The following is a 22,799-nucleotide window of genomic DNA, read 5'->3' on the forward strand; positions in this document are numbered from 1 at the left end:
ACTAGAGCTGCTCGGTCTCGCGGTAGTCGTCGGTGTCGTAGTCGGCCTCGCCGAAGGCGTCCACGACGTGCGCCGGGTCGAAGTTCGGAGCCGAGTCCTTCAGCCCCAGGCCCATCCCGGCGAGCTTCATCTTGACCTCGTCGATCGACTTCTGACCGAAGTTGCGGATGTCGAGGAGGTCGGCCTCGGTACGCCCGATCAGCTCACCAACGGAGTTGATGCCCTCGCGCTTGAGGCAGTTGTAGGAACGGACGGTGAGGTCCAGCTCCTCGATCGGCAGAGCCAGGTCCGCCGCCAGCTGGGCGTCCTGCGGGGACGGCCCGATGTCGATGCCCTCGGCGGTCTCGTCCAGCTCGCGGGCGAGCCCGAACAGCTCCACCAGCGTCGAGCCGGCCGAGGCCAGCGCGGTACGCGGGCCCATCGACGGCTTGGTCTCGACGTCGATGATCAGCCGGTCGAAGTCGGTCCGCTGCTCGACGCGGGTCGCCTCGACGCGGTACGTCACCTTCAGCACCGGCGAGTAGATCGAGTCGACCGGGATCCGGCCGATCTCGGCGCCCGCCTGCTTGTTCTGCGCGGCGGTGACGTAGCCCCGGCCCCGCTCGACGGTCAGCTCCATGTCGAGCCGGCCCTTGCCGTTGAGGGTGGCGAGCTTCAGGTCCGGGTTGTGCACGGAGACACCGGCCGGGGGCTGGATGTCACCGGCGGTCACGTCGCCCGGGCCCTGCTTGCGCAGGTACATGCTGACCGGCTCGTCGTGCTCGGAGCTGACGCACAGCTCCTTGATGTTCATGACGAGCTCGACCACGTCCTCCTTGACACCGGGGATGGTGGTGAACTCGTGCAGGACACCGTCGATCTTGATCGAGGTGACCGCCGCGCCCGGGATGGACGACAGCAGCGTACGGCGCAGCGAGTTGCCGAGCGTGTAGCCGAAGCCGGGCTCCAGCGGCTCGATGGTGAACCGGGACCGGGTCTCGTTGATCGACTCTTCGGAGAGAGACGGTCGCTGGCTGATGAGCATCTTTTCTCTTCTCTTCCGGGGCGCCCGCTATTTGACGCCCACGACACAACTGTTCCGGTGGCCCGCCCCGCAGGACGGGCCACCGCAACGAGCCCTTACTTGGAGTAGAGCTCGACGATCAGCTGCTCCTGGACCTGGGTGTCGATCACCTGACGGGCCGGGAGCGAGTGCACGAGGACCTTCATCTGGCTGGGGATGGCCTCGAGCCACGCCGGAACGGTCTTGGAGCCGGCCTCGGCCTGCGCGACGATGAACGGGGTGAGCTCCTTGCTCTTGCCCCGAACCTCGATGATGTCGTGCTCCTTGACGCGGAACGACGGGATGTCGACCTTCTTGCCGTTCACCGTGAAGTGACCGTGCTTGACCAGCTGACGGGCCATGTCCCGGGACTTGGCGTAGCCGGCCCGGTAGACCACGTTGTCCAGCCGCGACTCGAGGATCTGGAGCAGAACCTCACCGGTCTTGGCCTTCTTGCCCACGGCCTCTTCGTAGTAGCCGCGGAACTGCTTCTCCAGCACGCCGTAGACACGACGGGCCTTCTGCTTCTCACGGAGCTGGAGCAGGTACTCCGTCTCCTTCGTGCGGCCGCGGCCGTGCTGCCCGGGCGGGAACGGCCGGGACTCGAACGGGCACTTCGGACCATCGCACTTGCTGCCCTTGAGGAACAGCTTCATCTTCTCCCGCCGGCAACGGCGGCAGTCAGCACCGGTGTAACGAGCCATCTCTCTCTAACCTCTCAGACCCGGCGACGCTTCGGCGGACGGCACCCGTTGTGCGGCTGCGGCGTGACGTCGGAAATCTGCCCGACCTCGAGACCGGCGGCCTGCAGCGAACGGATGGCGGTCTCCCGGCCGGAGCCGGGGCCCTTGACGAACACGTCGACCTTGCGCATGCCGTGCTCCATGGCCCGACGCGCGGCGGCCTCGGCGGCCAGCTGCGCGGCGAACGGGGTCGACTTGCGGGAGCCCTTGAAGCCCACCTGGCCGGAGGAGGCCCAGGAGATGACCGCACCGGTCGGGTCCGTGATGGACACGATGGTGTTGTTGAAGGTGCTCTTGATGTGCGCCTGCCCGTGGGCGACGTTCTTGCGTTCCTTGCGCCGGACCTTCTTGACGGCGGCTCCGGCACGAGCCTTCGGTGGCATAAGTCTGTGCGCTCCTAGTTACTTCTTGCCGGGCTTCTTCTTGCCGGCCACGGTCCGCTTCGGGCCCTTCCGGGTCCGCGCGTTGGTCTTGGTGCGCTGACCGCGCACGGGCAGACCGCGACGGTGCCGGATGCCGGCGTAGCAGCCGATCTCGACCTTGCGGCGGATGTCAGCGGCGACCTCGCGGCGCAGGTCGCCTTCAACTTTGTAGTTGCCCTCGATGTGGTTCCGGAGCTCGACGAGCTCCTCGTCCGTGAGGTCCCGAACGCGCTTGTCCGGCGAAATGCCGGTCGCGGCGAGCGTCTCCAGGGCGCGGGTACGGCCGACCCCGAAGATGTAGGTGAGCGCGATCTCCATCCGCTTCTCGCGGGGGAGATCCACGCCGACTAGACGTGCCATGTGCGGGCGTACTCCTCATGGTTTGTGGCGGAGGTCTGGACCCGTCCCACCCCGCTGCCCGAGCGGGCCCCGGCCTCCGACCGGGGGTCAACCACGAGGGGTACGCGCGAGGCGCACCGTCCGCGGCTGGGACGAGCTGGTGATGTGTGGGGCGTCAGCCCTGGCGCTGCTTGTGACGCGGGTCGCTGCAGATGACCATGACCCGGCCGTGCCGACGGATCACCCGGCACTTGTTGCAGATCCTCTTGACGCTCGGCTTGACCTTCACGGTTGCCTTACTTCCCATCTGGCCCGGAGCGCGACGGATCGCGACCCGGACGTCGAAGACGGATACGGGGACGTCCCGGCCGTCGTCAGGCTTACTTGTAGCGGTAGACGATGCGCCCGCGGGTCAGGTCGTACGGCGACAGTTCGACGACGACCCGGTCCTCCGGCAGGATGCGGATGTAGTGCTGCCGCATCTTGCCGCTGATGTGAGCCAGCACCTTGTGGCCGTTCGCGAGCTCCACCCGGAACATGGCGTTCGGCAGGGGCTCGATGACCCGACCCTCGATCTCGATGGCTCCGTCTTTTTTCGGCATGTACTCCGCTGTCCTGACGTCGGTTGCTCCGGACGGCCCACAACGTCTTACACGGGTGAACTGACCAAGATCAGTGAACCCGCGCCAGCCGCGGCTCCGACTCCCACCGAAGCGCAGGGTGGGCATGGCGGAGTGGACGCTGTGCGCCGATCTGAAAGTGTACGCCCGCCCGCGCGCCGTCGCCAAACCGGCCGGCCGGCAGATCCCTCGAACGGCGGATTTCCGGCCCGGTTGTGACAAGCGGCACAGCTATCGGCGGCGGTCGCGCCGCTTCCGGCCGTGATCCGCGCCGATCAGCCCGACCGACTGCATCAGCACCAGGCCGCCCCACGGCCCCAGCACCCAGAGCGGCCAGACGCCGGCGGCATGCCCGGACGCCACGGCGCCGATCAGCCAGATCGGCACCAGGATCGCGGCCACCCGCAGCCAGGGCAGCCAGAGCCCGAGCAGCCGGGACCGGTTCTCCGGCACCTCGTGGGCACCGGCCACCGGGTCGGACGGCGCGACCGGCGCAGGAGGTGGATTCGGCGCGGCGGGCGCCAGCGCGGACCGCTCGACGGGCGCCGGGCCGGGCAGGTCGGCCACCACCTCGTCCAGCTCGCCGTAGGTCCGGGCGCCGTACGCGCGGGCCAGCCGCTCGTCGTACTCGTGCAGGCCGAGCCGCCCCTCCTCCAGCGCCACCCGGAGCCGCTCCGCGACGGCCTCCCGGTCGCGGTCGGCCGCCCGCATCTCCCGGTGCCCGTCCATGTCGGCAAGGATGCCACCGGACCGCCACCCCGCCACCCCGCCCCGCGCCCGGTTTCACGGAATGAGTTGCCGTCCGGGCCCGAATACCCCCTCTTTCCGTGAAACAGGGGGCGGGTGGGTCAGCGGGCCGGGGAGTTCGCCGGCTGGCGGGAGGTCACCAGATCGCCGAGGCGGGCCCGGCCGCCATCCTCGGCGGTGAGCACCCACACCCCGTCCGCCAGCAGCGCCATCGAGTGCTCCACGTGCACCGCCATCGAGCGGTCCCGCGTCACCACCGTCCAGCCGTCGGCCAACTCGACGGTACGCGGGGAGCCCGCCGTGATCATCGGCTCGATGGCGAGCGCCAGACCGGGCACCAGCCGGGGGCCCTTGCCGGGGCGACCGTGGTTGAGCACGTGCGGGTCCTGGTGCATCTCCGTGCCGATGCCGTGGCCGCCGTAGCCGTCGACGATGCCGTACCGGCCGCCCTTGCGGACCGCGGTCTCCACCGCGTGCGAGATGTCGGTCAGCCGGCCCTTGCCGGAGGCCGCGCCCCGGGCCGCGGCGGCGATCCCGGCCCACATGGCGTCCTCGGCCACCTCGGCCATCCGCAGCAGCGCCGGGTCGACCTCCCCCACCGCCACCGTGATCGCCGCGTCGCCGTGCCAACCGTCGAGCACCGCCCCGCAGTCGATCGAGATCAGGTCGCCCTCGCGCAGCACCTGCTCGGGCGACGGGATGGCGTGCACCACCTGCTCGTTGACCGAGGAACAGATCGAGGCCGGGAAGCCGTGGTAGCCCTTGAACGACGGGACCGCGCCGGCCTCCCGGATGGTCGTCTCGGCGATCGCGTCGAGGTCGGCGGTCGACACACCGGGCGCGACCGCCTCCCGCATCCGGGCCAGAGCGCGGGCGACCACCAGACCGGCGGCCCGCATCAGCTCGATCTGCTCGGGGGTCTTCAGCTGGATGTCCAGCTGGGGACGGCGCATGACGGCGTTCACCTTTCGTTACACGGAACAGCGGGGCACGTCGCGCGTACCCCGCTGTTCACAGTCTATCCGCCGGGCGGCGGTGGGAGGTCAGCCGCCGTACGACCGCAGGGCGTCGATGGCGCGGACCGTGACGTCCTCCACCGGCCCGGTCGCGTCGATGCCCACCAGCTTGCCCTGGGCGCCGTAGTAGTCGACAAGCGGCGCGGTCTTCTCGGAGTATTCCCGCAGCCGCGCGGCGATCGTCTCCGGCTTGTCGTCGTCGCGCTGGAACAGCTCCGCGCCGCACCGGTCGCAGATGCCGTCCCGGGTGGTCGCGTCGAACTCGACGTGCCAGATCTTGCCGCAGCCCCGGCAGGTGCGCCGGCCGGAGAGCCGCCGGATCACCTCGTCGTCGTCGACCACCAGCTCGAGCACCAGGTCCAGCATGGTGCCCAGGTCGGCGAGGAGCTTGTCCAGCTCGGCCGCCTGCGGCGTGGTGCGCGGGAAGCCGTCGAGCAGGAAACCCTCGCCGGCGTCCGGCTCGGCGAGCCGGTCCCGGACCATGTTGATGGTGACGTCGTCCGGGACCAGCTTGCCGGCGTCCATGTACCGCTTCGCCTCGACGCCCAGCGGGGTGCCCTGGGTGACGTTGGCCCGGAAGATGTCACCGGTCGAGATCTTCGGCACCGAGAGGTGCGCGGCGATGAACTCCGCCTGTGTGCCCTTGCCCGCGCCCGGCGGGCCAACCAGAACGAGTCGCATCTACCGCAGGAACCCTTCGTAGTTCCGCTGCATGAGTTGGCTCTCGATCTGCTTCACGGTCTCCAGACCGACGCCGACCATGATGAGCACAGCGGTGCCGCCGAACGGGAAGTTCTGGAACTGCTGGTTGTCCAGCCAGATGAAGAAGAAGTTCGGCAGGATCGCGATGATGCCGAGGTAGAGCGCACCCGGCAGGGTGATCCGGCTGAGGATGAAGTCGAGGTACTCGGCGGTCGGCTTGCCGGGGCGGATGCCCGGCACGAAGCCGCCGTACTTCTTCATGTTGTCCGCGACCTCGGTCGGGTTGAACGTGATCGACACGTAGAAGTACGTGAAGAAGATGATCAGCAGGAAGTAGATCGCGATGTGCTCCGGCGCGCTCGCCTTCACGATGTGGTTCTGGATCCAGGCCTGGACCTTGCCCGGGTCGTTCTGGTCGAAGAACTGGAGCGCGAGCGTCGGCAGGTAGAGCAGCGACGAGGCGAAGATGACCGGGATGACGCCGGCCTGGTTCACCTTGAGCGGGATGTAGGTGGAGGTGCCGCCGTACATCCGCCGGCCGATCATGCGCTTCGCGTACTGCACCGGGATTCGGCGCTGCGCCTGCTCGATGAACGTGACCGCGGTGATGACCAGCAGCACCAGGGCGATGACGAGGAGGAACATCCCCCAGCCCTTGGTGGTCTTGATCTTCCAGCCCTCGCTGGGGAGCCGGGCCGCGATCGAGGTGAAGATCAGCACCGACATGCCGTTGCCGACGCCCCGGTCGGTGATCAGCTCGCCGAGCCACATCACCACGCCGGTGCCGGCGGTCATCGTCATCACCAGGACGGTGAGCGTCAGCCAGTCCGGGATGCCGGTGCCCTTGGGCACGATCGGGAACTGGTCGCACTGGTTGTTGAACAGCTGCCCGGAGCGGGCCAGCGCCACGAACGCGGAGGACTGGAGGATGCCCAGCCCCAGCGTCAGGTAGCGGGTGTACTGGGTGATCTTCGCCTGGCCGGCCTGGCCCTCCTTGCGGAGCTGCTCCAGGCGCGGGATCACCACCGTCAGCAGCTGCAGGATGATCGACGCGGTGATGTAGGGCATGATGCCCAGCGCGAAGACCGAGAGCTGGAGCAGCGCGCCGCCGGAGAACAGATCCAGCAGGTTGAGCACGCCGGTGCTGCCCTGGATGGTGTCGAGGCACTTCTGCACGTTGCCGTACGAGACGCCCGGGCTGGGCAGCGTGGCGCCCAGCCGGTAGACCGCGATGATGCCTACTGTGAACAGCAGCTTCTTGCGCAGGTCAGGCGTACGGAACGCACTGAGAAAGGCGGACAGCAACTTCTTCCTCCTGCGCGACGCGGGCCGCCGGTGACGATCCCTGGCGGGGCGGGGTGGGTGCCGGGCGGAGTGCCCGGTATCCATGGCTGGCAACGGACTCTAACAGCCCGATCCCGGTCCGGGCAGATGTGCCCGGCTACATAAAACGAATCCGATGTTACCCGGCGCACACGCGACCGGTAGACCATGACGCCCGCCCAGTCGCGAACAACTGAGCGGGCGCCACGAAAATGCCCTTAGAGCTCGGTGACCGAGCCGCCGGCCGCGGTGATCTTCTCCTTGGCCGACGCGCTGAACGCGTGCGCCGACACCTGGAGGGACACACCACCGAGGTCGCCGGTGCCGAGCACCTTGACCGGGTGGCCCTTGCGGACCGCGCCGGTCTCGACCAGCTCGACCGGGCCGACCTGGCCGCCGTTCGGGAAGAGCTCCGCCAGCCGGTCCAGGTTGACCACCTGGAACACGACCTTGAACTTGTTCTTGAAGCCCTTCATCTTCGGCAGGCGCATGTGGATGGGCATCTGCCCACCCTCGAACGCCGGCGAGATGTTCTTCCGGGCCTTCGAACCCTTGGTACCGCGTCCAGCGGTCTTGCCCTTCGAACCCTCACCGCGACCCACCCGGGTCTTGTCGGTCTTGGCTCCCGGGGCGGGACGCAGGTGGTGCACCTTGATCGTCATTACTCGACCTCCTCGACCTTCACGAGGTGGTTGACCGTGAAGATCATGCCGCGGATCTCCGGCCGGTCCTCCTTGACCACCACGTCGTTGATCCGCTTGAGCCCGAGCGAACGCAGCGAGTCACGCTGGTTCTGCTTGCGCCCGATCCCGGACCGGACCTGGGTGACCTTCAGACGTGCCATCAGGACGCCACCCCCGCACGCGACGCCAGCATGGCGGCCGGCGCGACGTCCTCCACCGGCAGGCCACGACGCGCCGCGACCTGCTCGGGGGACTCGAGCCCCTTCAGGGCCGCCACGGTGGCGTGCACGATGTTGATCGGGTTGGACGAGCCGAGGCTCTTGGAGAGCACGTCGTGGATGCCCGCGCACTCCAGCACGGCACGCACCGGACCACCGGCGATGACACCCGTACCGGCGGAGGCCGGCTTGAGCAGCACCACACCGGCGGCGTCCTCGCCCGTGACCGGGTGTGGGATCGACTGACCGATCCGCGGCACCTTGAAGAAGTGCTTCTTGGCCTCCTCGACGCCCTTGGCGATCGCCGCGGGCACCTCCTTGGCCTTTCCGTAGCCCACGCCGACGGTGCCGTCGCCGTCGCCCACGATCACCAGGGCGGTGAAGCTGAAGCGACGACCGCCCTTCACGACCTTGGCGACGCGGTTGATCGCGACGACCCGCTCGAGGTGCGGGGTCTTCTCGACGGGCGCGTTTCCGCGGCCGCCCTCACGGCGGTTGTCGCGGCGACCACCCTCGTTGCCACCGGACCCGCCGCCACGGCGCTGTTGACCTGGCATCAGCAGCCTTCCTTCTCTCTCGTGACGGGGTTTCTAGAACTCGAGCCCGGCTTCGCGGGCGGCCTTGGCAAGCGCGGCGACCCGCCCCGCGTACCGGTTGCCACCGCGGTCGAAGACGACCTTCGAGACGCCGGCGGCCTTGGCCCGCTCGGCGAGCAGCGCGCCGACCTTGCCGGCCAGGGCGCTCTTGTCGCCCTCGGCGCCGCGCAGCGAGGCGTCCATGGTCGACGCGGACGCCAGGGTGTGACCCTTGGTGTCGTCGACGACCTGGGCGACCATGTGCCGCAGGGAACGGGTGACGACGAGGCGAGGACGCTCGGCGGTGCCGCTGACGTTCTTGCGGACCCGGAAGTGCCGACGCGCACGCCCGACGGCACGCTTGGCGGCAACGCCGCGGCGGCGCTTGAGCAGCGTGGCGCTCACTTCTTACCTGCCTTTCCAGCCTTACGGCGGATGACCTCGCCCTGGTACTTCACGCCCTTGCCCTTGTAGGGCTCCGGCGGGCGGATCTTCCGGATGTTGGCGGCGACCTCGCCGACCTGCTGCTTGTCGATGCCGGCCACGTGGAACAGCGTCGGCCGCTCGACCGTGAAGGTGATGCCGTCCGGTGCCGGCACCACGACCGGGTGCGAGAACCCGAGCGCGAACTCCAGGTCCTTGCCCTTGGCGGTCACGCGGTAACCGGTGCCGGCGATCTCCAGGCTCTTGCGGTAGCCCTCGGTCACCCCGACGATCATGTTGGCCACCAGCGTACGGCTCAGGCCGTGCAACTCCTTGGCCTTGCGCTCGTCGTTGGGCCGGTTGACGAGCAGCTCGCCGTTCTCGCTGCGCTCCGCCGTGATCGGCTCGGCCAGCACGTGGCTCAGCTCGCCCTTGGGGCCCTTGACCTTGACGGTCTGGCCGTCGATCGTGATGTCGACGCCGGATGGCACCGGGATCGACTTACGTCCAATACGCGACATTTCTACCTGTCTCCCGTTACCAGACGAAGGCGAGGACTTCCCCGCCAACGCTCCGCTTGCGGGCCTGCCGGTCGGTGAGCAGCCCCTGGGACGTCGAAATGATCGCCACACCAAGCCCGCCGAGCACCCGCGGGAGCCCCTCCGACTTGGCGTACACCCGGAGACCGGGCTTGGACACGCGCTTGATGCCGGCCAGGCTCCGCTCGCGGTTCTGGCCGTACTTCAGCTCGACGACCAGTCGCTTGCCGACGGCACCCTCCTCGGGGTCCTCGACCGACCAGGTGGCGATGTAACCCTCGGCCTTGAGGACCTCGGCGATGTTCGCCTTGATCTTCGAGTAGGGCATCGTCACCCGGTCGTGGTACGCCTGGTTGGCGTTACGCAGACGCGTGAGCATGTCTGCGATCGGGTCGGTCATCGTCATGAAAACTCGTCAACCTTTCTCGCCGGGGTTCCCCGGGCCGGGCCCGGGGCCTACGGCGAAGAGACAGTTCAGCTGACGCGCCGGAGCGCGCCGGGCTATTACCAGGAAGCCTTGGACACGCCGGGCAGCTCACCGCGGTGGGCCATCTCCCGGATGCACACCCGGCAGAGACCGAACTTGCGGTAGACCGCCTTCGGACGCCCGCACCGCTGGCAGCGGGTGTACGCGCGAACCGAGAACTTCGGCTTCGCGGCCGCCTTGAGGATCAGCGCCTTCTTGGCCATCTCAGTTCTCCTTGAACGGGAAGCCCAGGAGCTTGAGCAGCGCCCGGCCCTCGTCGTCGGTCGTGGCGGTCGTGACCACCGTGATGTCCATGCCCCGCTGGCGATCGATCTTGTCCTGGTCGATCTCGTGGAACACCGACTGCTCGGTCAGACCGAACGTGTAGTTGCCGTGCCCGTCGAGCTTGCGCCCGTCCAGACCGCGGAAGTCACGGATACGCGGCAGCGCGATGGAGAGCAGCCGGTCCAGGAACTCCCACATCCGGTCGCCCCGGAGGGTGACCTTCGCGCCGATCGGCATGCCCTCGCGAAGCTTGAACTGCGCGATGGACTTGGTGGCCCGCCGGACCAGCGGCTTCTGGCCGGTGATGGTGGCCAGGTCGCGGACGGCGCCGTCGATCAGCTTGGCGTCGCGAGCGGCCTCGCCGACACCCATGTTGACGACGATCTTGACCATCCGCGGCACCTGCATCGGGTTGCCGTAGCTGTACTGCTTCTGCAGCTCGGCCACGATCTCGTTGCGGTACCGCTCCTTGAGGCGCGGCTGGGTCTTGGTTTCGGTAGCCGTGGTCATCACAGGTCCTTACCGGTGCTACGCGCGATGCGGACCTTCTGGCCGTTGTCGTCGATCCGGTAGCCGACGCGGGTCGGCTTGCCGTCGGAGTCCACGACCATCACGTTCGAGACGTGGATCGGGGCTTCCTGGGTGACGATGCCGCCGGTCTTGGCGCCACGCTGGGTGGTGCTGATGCGAGTGTGCTTCTTGACCCGGTTCACGCCCTCGACCAGGACCTTGTCCTGCCGCGGGTAGGCCGCGATGACCTTGCCCTTGGCACCCTTGTCCTTGCCGGCGATGACGACGACCGTGTCGCCCTTCTTGACCTTCACGGTCACAACACCTCCGGCGCGAGAGAGATGATCTTCATGAACCGCTTGTCCCGCAGCTCACGACCCACCGGGCCGAAGATACGGGTACCGCGCGGGTCCCCACCGTCCTTGATGATGACGGCGGCGTTCTCGTCGAAGCGGATGTACGACCCGTCCGGCCGCCGCCTCTCCTTGGCGGTCCGAACGACGACGGCCTTGACGACGTCGCCCTTCTTCACACCGGCACCGGGGATCGCGTCCTTGACCGTGGCCACGATGACGTCGCCGATGCTCGCGTAGCGCCGACCGGAGCCACCGAGAACCCGGATGCACAGGATCTCCCGGGCACCCGTGTTGTCGGCGACGCGCAGTCGCGACTCCTGCTGAATCACGTCTATCTCCTATGTCTGCCGGTTCTCCGGCCGCCGGGGGCGGCCGGAGCCTGGCGGAACCTGCGCCCGACCGATCCCGGCCGAGCTCGAGCCTTCGCTACTTGGCCTTCTCGAGGATTTCCACGAGCCGCCACCGCTTGGTGGCGGAGAGCGGCCGGGTCTCCATGATCAGGACCCGGTCGCCGATGCCGGCCGAGTTCTGCTCGTCGTGCACCTTCAGCTTGCTGGTACGACGCATGATCTTGCCGTACAGCGCGTGCTTGACCCGGTCCTCGACCTCGACCACGACGGTCTTGTCCATCTTGTCGCTGACCACGAGGCCCTCGCGCACCTTACGGCGGGACCGCGCGGCGGCGGTGGTAGTGGTGTTCTCACTCATGATGCAGTCACCTCAGTCGGCGCGGCCGAGAGACCCAGCTCACGCTCACGCATGATCGTGTAGATCCGGGCGATCTCCCGACGGATGACCTGCAGCCGCCGGTTGTTGTCCAGCTGCCCGGTCGCGCCCTGCACGCGGAGGTTGAACAGCTCCGCCTTAGCCTCGCGCAGCTTCGTGACCAGCTCCTCGTCGGAGAGCTCACGCAGCTCGGAGGGCTTGACGCCGGCTGCCATCAGGATTCACCCACTTCGCGCGTAACAATGCGGCACTTCATCGGGAGCTTGTGGATCGCGCGACGCATCGCCTCTCGCGCGATCTGCTCGTTGGGGAAGGACATCTCGAAGAGGACCCGCCCCGGCTTGACGTTGGCGACCCACCACTCGGGAGAACCCTTACCGGAACCCATCCGGGTCTCGGCCGGCTTCTTGGTGAGGGCCTGGTCCGGGAAGATCGTGATCCAGACCTTGCCACCACGCTTGATGTGGCGGGTCATCGCGATACGTGCCGACTCGATCTGACGGTTGGTCACGTACGCCGGCTCGAGAGCCTGGATCCCGAACTCGCCGAACACCACCCGGTTACCACCCTTGGACGCGCCACTGCGGTCCGGGTGGTGCGGCTTGCGGAAGCCCTTCGGGGGCTTGCGCGGCATCAGCATCTGTCAGCCCTCCTGCTGCTGTTCTGCCGGCTGGTTCGGAGCCGAGGCGGCGGCGGCGACAGCGCTGCTGTCGACCGGCTCGCCGGCCGGCGTCTCCGCCTGCTGCGCGATGGTGGTCGCGGCAGCACGCCCGGCCTCGGTACCGCCGGCGGTCGTACCCGACGAGCCCGACCGGCCACGACGCGGCCGGTCCGGCCGGTCGCCACGGTCACGGCGCGGGCCGCGCGACGGGGCGGCCTCGGCCGGGGCCTCACGGCCCGGCACGGCGTCGCCCTTGTAGATCCAGACCTTCACGCCGATCCGGCCGAAGGTGGTACGGGCCTCGAAGAAGCCGTACTCGATGTTGGCCCGCAGCGTGTGCAGCGGGACACGACCCTCGCGGTAGAACTCGGTCCGGCTCATCTCGGCGCCGCCGAGACGGCCCGAGACCTGAACCCGAATGCCCTTGCAGGCCGGGTTCTTCATCGCGGACTGCATCGCCTTGCGCATGGCCCGACGGAAGCTGACCCGGCTGGACAGCTGCTCGGCGACGCCCTGGGCGACCAGCTGCGCGTCCGACTCGGGGTTCTTCACCTCGATGATGTTCAGCTGGACCTGCTTGCCGGTGAGCTTCTCCAGCTCGCCGCGGATCCGGTCGGCCTCCGCACCCTTACGGCCGATGACGATGCCCGGCCGGGCGGTGTGGATGTCCACGCGGACCCGGTCGCGGGTGCGCTCGATGTCGACCTTGGAGATGCCGGCACGCTCGAGGCCCTTGGACATCATCCGGCGGATCTTGACATCCTCGCCGATGTAGTCCTTGTAGAGCTTGTCCGCGAACCAGCGGGACTTCCAGTCGGTCGAGATGCCGAGCCGGAACCCAGTGGGGTGAACCTTCTGACCCATTACTCGGCACCCTCCGTCGTGCTCTGCGCCTGCGCCGGCTCGGCCTGCTTGGCCGGAGCGGCCTTCTTCGCCGACTTCTTCGGCGCGGCCGGCGCCACGGCCTCGACCGCCACCGTGATGTGGCAGGTCCGCTTGCGGATCCGGTACGCCCGGCCCTGCGCCCGCGGCCGGAACCGCTTCATCGTCGGGCCCTCGTCGACGAACGCCTCGCTGACGAGCAGCGCGTCGGGGTCCAGCCGCTCGTTGTTCTCCGCGTTGGCGATCGCGCTCGCGAGCACCTTGTACACCTGCTCGCTCGCAGCCTGCGGCGCGAACTGCAGCACCGTGAGAGCCTCCTTCGCGGGCAGGCCGCGGACGAGGTTGACCACCCGGCGCGCCTTCATCGGCGAGATGCGCACGTGCCGCGCAACCGCCCGCGCGCCCGGAAGCACCGGAGCGTCGCCCTTTCCTGGCATCGCTGTAACCCCTTGTTCCTCTATCCGTATGCCCGCGGCGTCAGCGCCGGCGGCTCTTCCGGTCGTCCTTCTCGTGACCCTTGAACGTGCGGGTCAGCGCGAACTCGCCGAGCTTGTGCCCGACCATGGCCTCGGTCACGAAGACCGGGACGTGCTTGCGTCCGTCGTGCACGGCGATCGTGTGTCCCAGCATCTCCGGGATGATCGTCGAGCGGCGCGACCAGGTCTTGATCACGTTCTTCGAGCCCTTGTCGTTCTGCGTCTCCACCTTCTTGAGCAGGTGGTCGTCGACGAACGGGCCCTTCTTCAGGCTGCGAGGCATGTCTTATCTCCCTCAGCCGCGCTTACGCGTGGCGTAGCGGCGGCGGACGATCAGCCGGTCGCTCGGCTGGCCCTTACGACGGGTACGGCCCTCGGGCTTACCCTGCGGGTTGACCGGGTGGCGACCACCGGAGGTCTTACCCTCACCACCACCGTGCGGGTGGTCGACCGGGTTCATGGCGACACCACGGACGGTCGGGCGCTTGCCCTTCCACCGCATCCGGCCGGCCTTGCCCCAGTTGATGTTCGACTGGTCGGCGTTGCCGATCTCGCCGACGCTGGCGCGGCAGCGCACGTCGACCCGCCGGATCTCACCGGACGGCATACGCAGGGTCGCGTACGCGCCCTCGCGGCCGAGCAGCTGGATGCCGACGCCGGCCGAGCGGGCCAGCTTGGCGCCGCCGCCCGGACGCAGCTCCACGTTGTGGATGGTGGTACCCACCGGGATGTTGCGCAGCGGCAGGTTGTTGCCCGGCTTGATGTCGGCGCCCGGGCCGGACTCGACGCGGTCGCCCTGCTTCAGGTCCTTCGGCGCGAGGATGTAGCGCTTCTCGCCGTCGGCGTAGTGCAGCAGCGCGATGCGCGCGGTGCGGTTCGGGTCGTACTCGATGTGGGCGACCTTCGCCGGCACGCCGTCCTTGTCGACCCGCTTGAAGTCGATCAGACGGTACTGGCGCTTGTGGCCGCCACCGTGGTGCCGCGTGGTGATCCGGCCGTGGGCGTTACGCCCGCCCTTCTTCGGCAGCGGAGCCAGCAGCGACTTCTCCGGCGTGGACCGGGTGATCTCGGCGAAGTCGGCGACGCTGGAGCCTCGCCGGCCCGGCGTCGTCGGCTTGTACTTACGGATAGCCATTGTCTACACCCCTCAGCTGACCGGGCCGCCGAAGGCCTCGATACGGTCACCGTCAGCCAGCTTCACGATCGCCCGCTTGGTGTCCTTGCGCTTGCCGAACCCGGTCTTGGTCCGCTTGCGCTTGCCCTGGCGGTTGAGCGTGTTGACCGTCAGGACGCGGACGTTGAAGATCTGCTGGATAGCGATCTTGATCTCGGTCTTGTTCGCGTCCGGGTGCACCAGGAAGGTGTACCAGTTCCGGTTCAGCTCGCTGTAGCTCTTCTCCGAGACGACCGGCGCGACGATGACGTCACGCGGATCGGCGATCGTGCTCACTTGCCATCCTCCTCGGTGGTCTCGGCGGGCACGCCCAGGAACTCGTCCAGGGCCTCCTTGGTGAAGACCACGTCGTCGGCCACCAGCACGTCGTACGTGTTGAGCTGGCCGGCCTCGATCAGGTGCACCCGGCTGTCCCGCGTGTTGCGCAGGTTCCGCAGCGACACCCAGTTCAGCTCGTCGGTGCTGCTCAGCACGACCAGGACCCGGCGGGCGGCGGTCAGCTTGGTCAGCGTGGCCAGGGCCGCCTTGGTCGACGGCTTCTCGCCCGAGACGAACGCCTCGACGACGTGCACCTGGCCGGCGCGGGCCCGGTCGGAGAGGGCGCCACGCAGGGCGGCGGCCTTCATCTTCTTCGGGGTGCGCTGGCTGTAGTCGCGCGGCGTCGGGCCGTGGACCACGCCACCGCCGGCGAACTGCGGCGCGCGGGTCGAACCCTGACGGGCCCGACCGGTGCCCTTCTGCTTGTAAGGCTTCCGGCCACCGCCGGAGACCTCACCGCGGGTCTTGGTCTTGTGCGTGCCCTGCCGGGCCGCGGCGAGCTGAGCCACCACGACCTGGTGCATCAGCGCGACGTTCGCCTGGACGTCGAAGATGTCGGCCGGCAGCTCGACGGAGCCGCTCTTGCCGCCTTCGACGTTGAGGACGTCAACGGTGGTCACTTGGCCACACCGCCCTTCTTCACCTTCGCCTTGGCCGCGGTGCGGACCAGGACGAGCGCGCCCTTCGGGCCCGGGATGGCGCCACGGACGAGCAGGAGGTTGTTCTCGGTGTCGACCGCCTGGACGGTCAGGTTCTGGACGGTGTAGCGCACGCCACCCATCCGGCCCGCCATCCGGGTGCCCTTGAAGACGCGACCCGGGGTGGCGCAGGCGCCGATCGAGCCGGGCGAGCGGTGCTTGCGCTCGACACCGTGGCTGGCGCGCAGACCGTGGAAGCCGTGCCGCTTCATCGGGCCGGCGTAGCCCTTGCCCTTGGTCTTGCCGGTCACGTCGATCACGGCGCCGACCGGGAACGCGTCGACCGTGACCTCCTGGCCCGGCGCGTAGTCCGCGGCGTCGGCGGTGCGCAGCTCGACGATGTGCCGACGCGGCGCGACGTCCGCCTTGGCGTAGTGCCCGGCGACCGGCTTCTTGACCTTGCGCGGGTCGATGGCCCCGTAGGCGAGCTGAACGGCGGCGTAGCCGTCCTTGTCGGCGCTACGAACCTGGCTCACGACGCACGGGCCGGCCTCGACCACGGTCACGGGGACGACCTTGTTGTTGTCCCAGACCTGGGTCATGCCGAGCTTGGCGCCCAGGATCCCCTTGACTTGCCTGTCCATTTGATCGATCCCTACAGCTTGATCTCGATGTCGACGCCAGCCGGCAGGTCGAGGCGCATGAGCGAGTCGACCGTCTTCGGGGTCGGGTCGATGATGTCGATCAGACGCTTGTGCGTGCGCATCTCGAAGTGCTCGCGCGAGTCCTTGTACTTGTGCGGCGAGCGGATGACGCAGAAACGGTTGATCTCCGTGGGCAGCGGCACCGGGCCAGCGACCTGCGCCCCGGTACGCGTCACCGTCTCGACGATCTTCCGAGCCGAGGAGTCGACGACCTCGTGGTCATAGGCCTTGAGCCGGATGCGGATCTTCTGTCCCGCCATGGTGGCTTCTGTTCCTTCTCTCGATGCCGCTGTGTCGCGGGCACCTGTACCGGCTGGTACAGGCCCACTTCCGCCGACCCCCGCGGTCGGGCGTGTCGCGCCCGTGGACCAGGCTCCGCCCCGAGGCTCCGGAGCGATTCTCTGACCGCGCGGTGGGTCATGGCGCCGATCGCGGTGACCGCGACCTGGACGCCGCGCGAGGGTGGTTGACCGCCGATGGCGATCAACCACCCCACGCGAAACGATCTGACTCCCGGAGGTCCAGCCTCAACCGGACGCAGGTGACCGACCGTCGTTACGCAACCTGACTAGTATGCCGCACGACCGGCGGCGACGCTAATCGGGGTTACCCAGCTCACTTGACGATCTTGGTGACGCGACCCGCGCCGACCGTACGACCACCCTCGCGGATCGCGAACTTCAGGTTGTCCTCCATGGCGATGGGCTGGATCAGCTTCACCGACATGGTGGTGTTGTCGCCCGGCATGACCATCTCGGTGCCCTCGGGCAGCGTGACGACGCCGGTGACGTCCGTGGTCCGGAAGTAGAACTGCGGGCGGTAGTTCTGGAAGAACGGGGTGTGGCGGCCACCCTCCTCCTTGGAGAGGATGTAGACCGTCGCCTCGAACTCCGTGTGCGGGGTGTTGCTGCCCGGCTTGATGACGACCATGCCGCGCTCGACGTCCTCGCGCTTGGTGCCACGCAGCAGCAGGCCGACGTTCTCACCTGCGCGGGCGTCGTCCAGGGTCTTCCGGAACATCTCGATCGCGGTGACCTTGGTCTTGAAGCCCTTCTCGCGGATGCCGACGACCTCGACGTCCTCGTTCGGGAGCAGCACGCCACGCTCGACACGACCGGTGACGACGGTGCCACGACCGGTGATCGTGAACACGTCCTCGACGGGCATGAGGAACGGCTTCTCGGTCTCGCGCTCCGGCTGCGGGATCGCGGTGTCGACCGCGCTCATCAGCTCGAGCAGCTTCTCGGTCCAGACCGGGTCGCCCTCGAGCGCCTTCAGCGCGGAGACCTGGACGACCGGCAGGTCGTCACCCGGGTACTCCTGCGCCGACAGCAGCTCGCGGACCTCGAGCTCGACGAGCTCCAGGAGCTCCTCGTCGTCGACCATGTCGCTCTTGTTGAGCGCCACGACGATGTACGGCACACCGACCTGACGGGCCAGCAGCACGTGCTCGCGGGTCTGCGGCATCGGGCCGTCGGTCGCCGCCACCACCAGGATCGCGCCGTCCATCTGCGCGGCACCGGTGATCATGTTCTTGATGTAGTCGGCGTGACCGGGGCAGTCGACGTGCGCGTAGTGCCGCGCCTCGGTCTGGTACTCGACGTGTGCGATCGAGATCGTGATGCCGCGGGCCTTCTCCTCCGGCGCCTTGTCGATCTCGTCGAACGGCGTGTACGGGTTCAGGTCCGGGTACTGGTCGTGCAGGACCTTCGTGATGGCCGCCGTCAGCGTCGTCTTACCGTGGTCGATGTGACCAATGGTGCCGATGTTGACGTGCGGCTTAGTCCGCTCGAACTTCGCCTTCGCCACTGGTGTCCTCCTGGTGGACTTTCTTGGTTCGTTCGCCCCGGTGCGCCGGTCGGCGCGTAGGACTCTGTCGACAGCCTTTCCGGCCTGACGGCCGGATAGCCTTTGTGGGTTCTGCGGCGATGAAGCCTACAGGCCCGGATTCACACAACCCGACCGAGGTGGCCGCGGGTGGGAGATCCCTCCCGCGACCGCCCTCGGATCATCGGGTCAGCTCGGGGTGAGCGTCACTCACCCGTCGCCTTGGCGATGATCTCCTTCGCCACGCTCTGCGGCACTTCGGCGTAGGAGTCGAACTGCATGCTGTAGCTAGCCCGGCCCTGGGTCTTCGACCGCAGGTCGCCGACGTAGCCGAACATCTCCGACAGCGGCACCAGTGCCCGGACGACGCGAGCGCCGCTGCGCTCCTCCATCGCCTGGATGATGCCCCGCCGGGAGTTGAGGTCGCCGATGACGTCACCCATGTTCTCCTCCGGAGTGGTGACTTCAACGGCCATCATCGGCTCGAGCAGTGCGGGGTCGGCCTTGCGGGCCGCCTCCTTCATCACCATCGAACCGGCGATCTTGAACGCCATCTCGGACGAGTCGACCTCGTGGTACTGGCCGTCCAGCAGCGTCAGCTTGAGACCCACCAGCGGGAAGCCGGCGAGAATGCCGTACTGCATGGCGTCCTGGGCACCGGCGTCCACCGACGGGATGAACTCCCGCGGGATGCGGCCACCGGTGACGGCGTTCGCGAACTCGTAGGTCGGCGAGTCGTTGCCCATGGGCAGCGGCTCGAGGCTCACGATCACGCGGGCGTACTGGCCGGAACCACCGGTCTGCTTCTTGTGGGTGTACTCGACCTTGTCCACCTTGCGGCGGATGGTCTCGCGGTACGCCACCTGCGGCTTACCGATGTTCGCCTCGACGTTGAACTCGCGGCGCATCCGGTCGACCAGGATGTCCAGGTGCAGCTCGCCCATGCCGGAGATGACCGTCTGACCGGTCTGGTCGTCCAGCTTGACGCGGAAGGTCGGGTCCTCCTCGGCCAGCCGCTGGATGGCGGTGCTGAGCTTCTCCTGGTCGGCCTTGGTCTTCGGCTCGATGGCCACCTCGATGACCGGCTCCGGGAACGTCATCGACTCGAGGATGACCGGGTTCGCCGGGTCGCACAGCGTGTCACCGGTGGTGGTCTGCTTCAGGCCCTGGACCGCGATGATGTCGCCGGCCTTGGCGGAGCCGCGCTCCTCACGCTTGTTGGCGTGCATCTGGTAGATCTTGCCGATGCGCTCCTTGCGGTCCTTGGTGGAGTTGACCACCTGGGACCCGGACTCGACCACGCCGGAGTAGACCCGGACGTAGGTGAGCTTACCGAGGTGCTTGTCGGTCTGGATCTTGAACGCCAGGCCGGAGAACGGCTCGGAGGGGGACGGCTTCCGCAGCATCGGCGTCTCGCCGTCGGTGGCCGTACCCTCGATCGCCGGAACGTCCAGCGGCGACGGCAGGAAGTCGATGACGGCGTCGAGCATGGGCTGCACGCCCTTGTTCTTGAACGCCGAACCGCAGAGCACGGGGTTGGCCTTGCCGGCGATGGTGGCCCGGCGGATGGCGGCCTTGGTCTCCTCGGCGGAGATCTCCTCGCCCTCCAGGTACTTCTCCATCACCGAGTCGTCGACGTCGGCGAGGGTCTCCATCAGCTTCTCGCGCCACTCGGCCGCGGAGTCGGCCAGCTCGGCCGGGATCTCCTCGATCGCGTAGTCCTCACCCTTCTGGGTCTCCCCGCGCCAGGTGAGGGCGCGCATGCCGATCAGGTCGACGACGCCGATGTGGTCGCCCTCGAGGCCGATCGGGATCTGAAGCACCAGCGGGGTGGCGTTGAGCCGGTCGATCATCATCTGCACGCAGCGGAAGAAGTCGGCACCGGTCCGGTCGAGCTTGTTGACGAAGCACATGCGGGGGACGTTGTACTTGTCCGCCTGCCGCCAGACGTTCTCCGTCTGCGGCTCCACACCGGCCACGCCGTCGTACACCGCGACCGCACCGTCCAGAACCCGCAGCGACCGCTCCACCTCGACCGTGAAGTCGACGTGGCCGGGCGTGTCGATGATCTGGATCGTGTGGCCCTTCCACTCGCACTTCGTGGCGGCGGAAGTGATGGTGATACCGCGCTCCTGCTCCTGCTCCATCCAGTCCATGACGGCGGCGCCCTCGTGGACCTCACCGATCTTGTACGTGATGCCGGTGTAGAACAGGATTCGCTCGGTGGTAGTGGTCTTACCGGCATCGATGTGCGCCATGATGCCGATATTGCGTACGTTGGCGAGCGCGTCTGCGGCGGCCACTTCAATCCCTACTTATCGTCGTCTCGACACAACTGGTGGTTGGTTCCGGCGCCCATCCGGGCGCCGGAACCACAGGTGTTACCAGCGGTAGTGCGCGAAGGCCTTGTTGGACTCCGCCATCTTGTGCGTGTCCTCACGCCGCTTGACGGCGGCGCCGAGGCCGTTGCTCGCGTCGAGCAGCTCGTTCATCAGCCGCTCGATCATGGTCTTCTCACGCCGGGCCCGGGAGTAGGTCACCAGCCAGCGCAGACCGAGCGTGGTCGCGCGGGCCGGCCGGACCTCGACCGGAACCTGGTAGGTGGCGCCACCGACACGGCGGCTGCGCACCTCGAGGGTCGGCTTCACGTTGTCCATCGCCCGCTTGAGCGTGACGACGGGGTCGGTGCCGGACTTCTCGCGGCAGCCCTCCAGGGCGGCGTACACGATGCGCTCGGCGAGCTGACGCTTGCCACGCAGCAGGATCTTGTTCACCAGCTGGGTGACCAGCGGCGAGTTGTACACCGGGTCAGCGACCAGCGGATTCCGCGGAGCGGGTCCCTTACGCGGCATGTCAGCTCTTCTCCTTCTTCGCGCCGTAACGGCTGCGAGCCTGCTTGCGGTTGCGGACACCCTGGGTGTCCAGCGAGCCGCGCACGATCTTGTACCGCACGCCGGGGAGGTCCTTCACACGGCCGCCACGCACGAGCACGATCGAGTGCTCCTGCAGGTTGTGGCCGACGCCCGGGATGTAGGCGGTCACCTCGATCTGGCTGCTGAGCTTGACACGAGCGACCTTGCGCAGCGCCGAGTTCGGCTTCTTCGGGGTGGTGGTGTACACGCGGGTGCACACACCGCGCCGCTGGGGAGACCCCTTGAGCGCAGGGGTCTTGGTCTTGGTCGTCTTGGCCTGTCGGCCCTTTCGGACCAGCTGCTGAATGGTGGGCACCGGGTTTCTCCGCTCCCTTCGGCCGCTGCGAGGCGACCGCGCCGTCTGCTCTAGCCGGCCTGATGGACGGCTCTCCTACATTCCAGCCGGGGTCACCTGAGGCGGCCCCAGCACCCGCGGTCGGGCGTGTCGCCCGAGTCACGGTCCCGGTGCCGACCGCTGACGCGTCGTACCGGAATTTGGTCTTTGGTGGTGCGACCACACGATCACCGACTGAGCGGCTCCAGCGCACGCACGCATTGCCCGGGCGAGCCCGGGCGCAAGGGGAAAGAGTACCTACCACAGCCGCGCCGGTCAAAACGGATCGACTCGGGAGGGCTGCATCGCAGCCCCGAACGGTCGGTTCCGGATCACCGGTGCGCCCCCGACAGGCACCTACGACCACAAGTGTACCGGCTCGTCCGGCGCACGGCCCGGCGGCCCCGACACCGGATGAGCGCCGAAGACCCGGACATACATCCCTCAACCGGTCAGCGGCGCGCCGGCGGTCACGTGATCTGCACCACCAGGGCGATCCCGAGCCCGACCACGCTCAGCAGCAGCCCCACCGCGCCGCAGCTCAGCCCCGCCACGGCCAGGCCGCCACCGGTGAACCGGACCGCCGGCGGCGGCGCCGGTCGCCGGATCTGCCGGCGGGCGAGCAGCCAGGCCACGATCGCCCCGACCCCGGCCAGCGCGCCGAGCACCGTGAACGCGCCGGCCGCCCACGCGCCGCCGTAGTCCGGCCCGGCGATGCCGAAGCAGAGAACCAGCAGCGACACCAGGATCGAGGCGACGCCGGTGATCAGCGAGCCGATCGCCAGCCCGGAGGTGACCGGCGGCACGTCCAGGTGCACCACCCCGAACGGGGTGCCCGGCACCGCGTCGACCCGCTTCGGCGGCCGGGGCGCCTCGCGCGGGGGCGGCGGGAGCGCCGGCGCCCCCCACCCGCCGCCGTGGCCGGGCTCGTTTCCCGGGTACGCCCCGAACCCCGCCCCCGGAGCGCCGTACCCGTGCTGTCCCGGCGGGTACGCCGACCCGGGCCCGGCCGGTCCGGGCGGGTACGCCGGCCCGAACGGCCCGGGCTGGTGTGCCGCCCCCGGCCCGCGCGAACCCGGATGGTGGGCCGGCGCGGACGCCGGACCGTGCCCGCCCGGTGGATACGGTCCCGCCGGCG

36 protein-coding genes are annotated in these 22,799 nt (G+C 68.5%); all 36 read right to left on the reverse strand.

Going from position 1 to position 22,799, the window contains the following annotated elements; all coding sequences use genetic code 11:
• Position 1: 1 nt before the first annotated feature.
• Positions 2–1,024 (reverse strand): DNA-directed RNA polymerase subunit alpha, encoded by a 1,023-nt coding sequence (locus tag AB0B02_RS07910; protein ID WP_007073009.1) that lies wholly within the window; start codon positions 1,022–1,024, stop codon positions 2–4.
• Positions 1,025–1,119: 95 nt separating this feature from the next.
• Positions 1,120–1,746, reverse strand: coding sequence for a 30S ribosomal protein S4 (gene rpsD, locus AB0B02_RS07915; RefSeq protein WP_089155247.1), 627 nt, complete (start codon positions 1,744–1,746; stop codon positions 1,120–1,122).
• 14 nt (positions 1,747–1,760) lie between these two features.
• Entirely contained in the window at positions 1,761–2,168 is a 408-nt protein-coding gene (gene rpsK / locus AB0B02_RS07920; RefSeq protein ID WP_014440747.1) for a 30S ribosomal protein S11, read from the reverse strand.
• An 18-nt stretch (positions 2,169–2,186) separates the two neighbouring features.
• Positions 2,187–2,567, reverse strand: coding sequence for a 30S ribosomal protein S13 (gene rpsM / locus AB0B02_RS07925; protein WP_013288614.1), 381 nt, complete (start codon positions 2,565–2,567; stop codon positions 2,187–2,189).
• 154 nt (positions 2,568–2,721) lie between these two features.
• Entirely contained in the window at positions 2,722–2,835 is a 114-nt protein-coding gene (gene rpmJ / locus AB0B02_RS07930; protein ID WP_043965539.1) for a 50S ribosomal protein L36, read from the reverse strand.
• A 91-nt stretch (positions 2,836–2,926) separates the two neighbouring features.
• Positions 2,927–3,148 (reverse strand): translation initiation factor IF-1, encoded by a 222-nt coding sequence (infA, locus tag AB0B02_RS07935; protein WP_007073013.1) that lies wholly within the window; start codon positions 3,146–3,148, stop codon positions 2,927–2,929.
• A 249-nt stretch (positions 3,149–3,397) separates the two neighbouring features.
• On the reverse strand, positions 3,398–3,895 hold the full coding sequence (locus AB0B02_RS07940; RefSeq protein ID WP_281938094.1) for a DUF1707 domain-containing protein: 498 nt from the start codon (positions 3,893–3,895) through the stop codon (positions 3,398–3,400).
• A gap of 119 nt (positions 3,896–4,014) precedes the next feature.
• A complete protein-coding gene (gene map / locus AB0B02_RS07945; protein WP_281938095.1) occupies positions 4,015–4,866 on the reverse strand; it encodes a type I methionyl aminopeptidase in 852 nt (283 codons plus the stop codon).
• 90 nt (positions 4,867–4,956) lie between these two features.
• Entirely contained in the window at positions 4,957–5,610 is a 654-nt protein-coding gene (locus AB0B02_RS07950) for an adenylate kinase (RefSeq protein ID WP_281938097.1), read from the reverse strand.
• Complete coding sequence (secY, locus tag AB0B02_RS07955) at positions 5,611–6,936, reverse strand: preprotein translocase subunit SecY (protein ID WP_281938099.1); 1,326 nt, start codon at positions 6,934–6,936, stop codon at positions 5,611–5,613.
• A 236-nt stretch (positions 6,937–7,172) separates the two neighbouring features.
• Positions 7,173–7,616 (reverse strand): 50S ribosomal protein L15, encoded by a 444-nt coding sequence (gene rplO / locus AB0B02_RS07960; RefSeq protein ID WP_357298029.1) that lies wholly within the window; start codon positions 7,614–7,616, stop codon positions 7,173–7,175.
• Positions 7,616–7,798 (reverse strand): 50S ribosomal protein L30, encoded by a 183-nt coding sequence (gene rpmD, locus AB0B02_RS07965; protein ID WP_091065818.1) that lies wholly within the window; start codon positions 7,796–7,798, stop codon positions 7,616–7,618. The genes rplO and rpmD overlap by 1 nt, the downstream gene beginning before the upstream one ends.
• The gene (gene rpsE / locus AB0B02_RS07970; RefSeq protein ID WP_013288621.1) at positions 7,798–8,412 is read right to left on the reverse strand and encodes a 30S ribosomal protein S5; all 615 of its coding nucleotides are present in this window, start codon (positions 8,410–8,412) and stop codon (positions 7,798–7,800) included. The genes rpmD and rpsE overlap by 1 nt, the downstream gene beginning before the upstream one ends.
• A gap of 33 nt (positions 8,413–8,445) precedes the next feature.
• Entirely contained in the window at positions 8,446–8,835 is a 390-nt protein-coding gene (rplR, locus tag AB0B02_RS07975; RefSeq protein ID WP_107157446.1) for a 50S ribosomal protein L18, read from the reverse strand.
• A complete protein-coding gene (rplF, locus tag AB0B02_RS07980) occupies positions 8,832–9,374 on the reverse strand; it encodes a 50S ribosomal protein L6 (RefSeq protein WP_281938103.1) in 543 nt (180 codons plus the stop codon). The genes rplR and rplF overlap by 4 nt, the downstream gene beginning before the upstream one ends.
• Positions 9,375–9,390: 16 nt before the next feature.
• Positions 9,391–9,798, reverse strand: a complete 408-nt coding sequence (gene rpsH, locus AB0B02_RS07985) for a 30S ribosomal protein S8 (protein ID WP_107157444.1) — start codon at positions 9,796–9,798, stop codon at positions 9,391–9,393.
• Positions 9,799–9,896: 98 nt separating this feature from the next.
• The gene (locus AB0B02_RS07990) at positions 9,897–10,082 is read right to left on the reverse strand and encodes a type Z 30S ribosomal protein S14 (RefSeq protein ID WP_007073023.1); all 186 of its coding nucleotides are present in this window, start codon (positions 10,080–10,082) and stop codon (positions 9,897–9,899) included.
• A gap of 1 nt (position 10,083) precedes the next feature.
• Positions 10,084–10,653: a 50S ribosomal protein L5 gene (gene rplE, locus AB0B02_RS07995; RefSeq protein ID WP_107157443.1), complete on the reverse strand. Its 570-nt coding sequence runs from the start codon at positions 10,651–10,653 to the stop codon at positions 10,084–10,086.
• A complete protein-coding gene (gene rplX / locus AB0B02_RS08000; RefSeq protein WP_018217055.1) occupies positions 10,653–10,973 on the reverse strand; it encodes a 50S ribosomal protein L24 in 321 nt (106 codons plus the stop codon). The genes rplE and rplX overlap by 1 nt, the downstream gene beginning before the upstream one ends.
• Positions 10,970–11,338, reverse strand: coding sequence for a 50S ribosomal protein L14 (gene rplN / locus AB0B02_RS08005; RefSeq protein WP_007465279.1), 369 nt, complete (start codon positions 11,336–11,338; stop codon positions 10,970–10,972). Before rplN ends, rplX begins: the two co-directional genes overlap by 4 nt.
• A gap of 97 nt (positions 11,339–11,435) precedes the next feature.
• Positions 11,436–11,717 (reverse strand): 30S ribosomal protein S17, encoded by a 282-nt coding sequence (gene rpsQ, locus AB0B02_RS08010; RefSeq protein WP_091570077.1) that lies wholly within the window; start codon positions 11,715–11,717, stop codon positions 11,436–11,438.
• Entirely contained in the window at positions 11,714–11,950 is a 237-nt protein-coding gene (gene rpmC / locus AB0B02_RS08015) for a 50S ribosomal protein L29 (protein ID WP_107157442.1), read from the reverse strand. The genes rpsQ and rpmC overlap by 4 nt, the downstream gene beginning before the upstream one ends.
• Positions 11,950–12,375 (reverse strand): 50S ribosomal protein L16, encoded by a 426-nt coding sequence (gene rplP, locus AB0B02_RS08020; protein ID WP_007465292.1) that lies wholly within the window; start codon positions 12,373–12,375, stop codon positions 11,950–11,952. Before rplP ends, rpmC begins: the two co-directional genes overlap by 1 nt.
• A gap of 3 nt (positions 12,376–12,378) precedes the next feature.
• Positions 12,379–13,260 carry a 30S ribosomal protein S3 gene (gene rpsC, locus AB0B02_RS08025; protein ID WP_107157441.1) on the reverse strand — a complete coding sequence of 294 codons (882 nt, stop codon included), beginning with the start codon at positions 13,258–13,260 and terminating at the stop codon, positions 12,379–12,381.
• Positions 13,260–13,715, reverse strand: a complete 456-nt coding sequence (gene rplV / locus AB0B02_RS08030; RefSeq protein WP_107157440.1) for a 50S ribosomal protein L22 — start codon at positions 13,713–13,715, stop codon at positions 13,260–13,262. The genes rpsC and rplV overlap by 1 nt, the downstream gene beginning before the upstream one ends.
• 40 nt (positions 13,716–13,755) lie before the next feature.
• A complete protein-coding gene (rpsS, locus tag AB0B02_RS08035; RefSeq protein WP_007073032.1) occupies positions 13,756–14,037 on the reverse strand; it encodes a 30S ribosomal protein S19 in 282 nt (93 codons plus the stop codon).
• A gap of 12 nt (positions 14,038–14,049) precedes the next feature.
• On the reverse strand, positions 14,050–14,889 hold the full coding sequence (gene rplB, locus AB0B02_RS08040; protein ID WP_091065788.1) for a 50S ribosomal protein L2: 840 nt from the start codon (positions 14,887–14,889) through the stop codon (positions 14,050–14,052).
• A gap of 12 nt (positions 14,890–14,901) precedes the next feature.
• On the reverse strand, positions 14,902–15,204 hold the full coding sequence (gene rplW / locus AB0B02_RS08045; RefSeq protein WP_107157439.1) for a 50S ribosomal protein L23: 303 nt from the start codon (positions 15,202–15,204) through the stop codon (positions 14,902–14,904).
• On the reverse strand, positions 15,201–15,866 hold the full coding sequence (rplD, locus tag AB0B02_RS08050) for a 50S ribosomal protein L4 (RefSeq protein ID WP_107157438.1): 666 nt from the start codon (positions 15,864–15,866) through the stop codon (positions 15,201–15,203). The genes rplW and rplD overlap by 4 nt, the downstream gene beginning before the upstream one ends.
• Positions 15,863–16,528, reverse strand: a complete 666-nt coding sequence (gene rplC, locus AB0B02_RS08055; protein WP_281938111.1) for a 50S ribosomal protein L3 — start codon at positions 16,526–16,528, stop codon at positions 15,863–15,865. The genes rplD and rplC overlap by 4 nt, the downstream gene beginning before the upstream one ends.
• A gap of 11 nt (positions 16,529–16,539) precedes the next feature.
• On the reverse strand, positions 16,540–16,848 hold the full coding sequence (gene rpsJ / locus AB0B02_RS08060) for a 30S ribosomal protein S10 (RefSeq protein WP_007073037.1): 309 nt from the start codon (positions 16,846–16,848) through the stop codon (positions 16,540–16,542).
• 355 nt (positions 16,849–17,203) lie between these two features.
• The gene (gene tuf / locus AB0B02_RS08065) at positions 17,204–18,397 is read right to left on the reverse strand and encodes an elongation factor Tu (RefSeq protein WP_089155259.1); all 1,194 of its coding nucleotides are present in this window, start codon (positions 18,395–18,397) and stop codon (positions 17,204–17,206) included.
• Positions 18,398–18,621: 224 nt separating this feature from the next.
• Complete coding sequence (gene fusA / locus AB0B02_RS08070) at positions 18,622–20,718, reverse strand: elongation factor G (protein WP_107157436.1); 2,097 nt, start codon at positions 20,716–20,718, stop codon at positions 18,622–18,624.
• A 78-nt stretch (positions 20,719–20,796) separates the two neighbouring features.
• The gene (rpsG, locus tag AB0B02_RS08075) at positions 20,797–21,267 is read right to left on the reverse strand and encodes a 30S ribosomal protein S7 (protein WP_091065767.1); all 471 of its coding nucleotides are present in this window, start codon (positions 21,265–21,267) and stop codon (positions 20,797–20,799) included.
• A 1-nt stretch (position 21,268) separates the two neighbouring features.
• Positions 21,269–21,643: a 30S ribosomal protein S12 gene (rpsL, locus tag AB0B02_RS08080; protein ID WP_007465318.1), complete on the reverse strand. Its 375-nt coding sequence runs from the start codon at positions 21,641–21,643 to the stop codon at positions 21,269–21,271.
• Between the two features lie 488 nt (positions 21,644–22,131).
• Positions 22,132–22,503: a hypothetical protein gene (locus tag AB0B02_RS08085; RefSeq protein WP_107157495.1), complete on the reverse strand. Its 372-nt coding sequence runs from the start codon at positions 22,501–22,503 to the stop codon at positions 22,132–22,134.
• Positions 22,504–22,799: the final 296 nt, after the last annotated feature.

Source organism: Micromonospora sp. NPDC049240 (genome assembly GCF_040647835.1).
Classification (GTDB): domain Bacteria; phylum Actinomycetota; class Actinomycetes; order Mycobacteriales; family Micromonosporaceae; genus Micromonospora.